Origin of the sequence: Streptomyces sp. ICN903, assembly GCF_022015835.1 — a bacterium.
Lineage (GTDB): Bacteria > Actinomycetota > Actinomycetes > Streptomycetales > Streptomycetaceae > Streptomyces > Streptomyces fenghuangensis.
This window is the reverse complement of record NZ_JAKMAY010000417.1, coordinates 1-1,907: the sequence shown is the minus strand read 5'-3', so window position 1 is coordinate 1,907 and position 1,907 is coordinate 1. Positions and strand designations below refer to the sequence as shown.

Here is a 1,907-nt window from a genome sequence, read left to right as displayed (position 1 = left end):
GCACGCGGGCGGCGGCCCGGACGGGGATTCCCGTCCGGGCCGCCGCCCGCGTGCGCGGTACGGGCGCGCCGTGTGCGCCGTGCGCGCTCAGAGCCGGGTGACGTCCAGCTCCCCCTGCGCGTACTGCGCCCGGATCACCTTCTTGTCGAACTTGCCGACGCTCGTCTTCGGCACCGCCGGGATCACCGCCCAGCGCTCGGGAAGCTGCCAGCGGGCGACCTTGTCGGAGAGGAACTCGCGCAGGTCCTCGTACGAGACGTCACCGGCGCCCTCCTTGAGGACGACCGTGGCCAGCGGGCGCTCGCCCCACTTCTCGTCGGGCACGGCCACGACGGCGGCCTCGGCGACGGCCGGGTGGCCCATCAGGTGGTTCTCCAGTTCCACCGAGGAGATCCACTCGCCGCCGGACTTGATGACGTCCTTGGCGCGGTCGGTCAGCGTCAGGTAGCCGTCGGGGGTGATCACGCCGACGTCGCCGGTGCGCAGCCAGCCGTCGGGGCTGAACTTGTCCTCGGGGCGCAGGGGTTCGGCGTCCGCGCCCCCGTAGTACGCCCCGGCGATCCAGGGGCCGCGCACCTCCAGCTCACCGGCGGACTCGCCGTCCCACGGCATCTCGGTGCCGTCCGGTCCGATCAGCCGCGCCTCGACGGAGGCCGGGAAGCGGCCCTGGCTGACGCGGTACGGCCACGCCTCCTCGTCGCTCAGCCCGCCCGGCGGGTGGGCGACGGTGCCCAGCGGGGAGGTCTCGGTCATGCCCCAGGCGTGGGTGACGGTGACCCCGTACTTCTCGCCGAACTCCCGCATCAGGGAGGGCGGGCAGGCCGAGCCGCCGATGGTGACGTTCTTCAGGGAGGAGATGTCGCGCGGGTTGGCGGCCAGCTCCGCCAGCAGCCCCTGCCAGATGGTGGGTACGGCCGCCGAGTGGCTGGGCTTCTCGGCCTCGATCATCGCGGCGAGCGGGGCCGGCTGGAGGAAGCGGTCGGGCATCAGCAGGTTGACGCCGGTCATGAAGACGGCGTGCGGCAGGCCCCAGGCGTTGACGTGGAACATCGGCACCACGGGCAGGGTGGTGTCGGCGTCCGTCAGGCCCATCGACTCGCCCATGTTGACCTGCATGGAGTGCAGGTAGATGGAGCGGTGGGAGTAGACGACGCCCTTGGGGTCGCCGGTGGTGCCGGAGGTGTAGCACATGGCCGCGGCCTCGCGCTCGTCCAGCTCGGGCCAGTCGTACGAGGTCGGCCGGCCCTCGATCAGCGCCTCGTACTCGTGGACGGCCGGGCGGCAGCCCTCCAGCAGGGAGGTGTCGCCGGGGCCGACGACCACGATGTGCTCGACCGGCTCCAGCTTGGGCAGCAGCGGCGCGATCAGCGGCAGCAGCGAGCCGTTGACCAGCACGACCCTGTCGGCCGCGTGGCCCACGACCCACACGAGTTGCTCGGCGGGCAGCCGGAGGTTGAGGGTGTGCAGCACCGAGCCCATGGACGGGATGGCGAAGTACGCCTCGACGTGCTCGGCGTTGTTCCACATCAGGGTCGCCACGCGGTCGCCCGGGGCCACGCCGAGCTCGTCGCGCAGGGCGTGGGCGAGCTGGGCGGAGCGGGCGCCGACCTCGGCGAACGTCCTGCGGTGCGGTTCGCCTTCCCCGGTCCAGGTCGTGATCCGCGATTTTCCGTGCACCGTGGTTCCGTGTCGCAGAATGCGCGAGACGGTCAGCGGTACGTCTTGCATCGTGCTCAGCACCGGGGCCTCCCGTGAACGAGATATACGTGCGCCGCCGCTGGTGGGCGGGTGGCGCTGTCGTTGCGGGAAGCTTGCCACCGACCGGTCGGTATGTCACTAGGCCGGACCCGGATATGTCGCCGTCTTTCCCCCGGCCCGCCGCTACGCGGCGACCGCCGCCTCCCCCT

1 protein-coding gene is annotated in these 1,907 nt (G+C 72.1%); it reads right to left on the bottom strand.

Annotation, left to right across the window (positions count from 1 at the left end):
- Nucleotides 1-87: 87 nt before the first annotated feature.
- On the bottom strand, nucleotides 88-1,740 hold the full coding sequence (locus tag L7D48_RS26915) for a long-chain fatty acid--CoA ligase (protein ID WP_237883413.1): 1,653 nt from the start codon (nucleotides 1,738-1,740) through the stop codon (nucleotides 88-90).
- Nucleotides 1,741-1,907 lie beyond the last annotated feature (167 nt).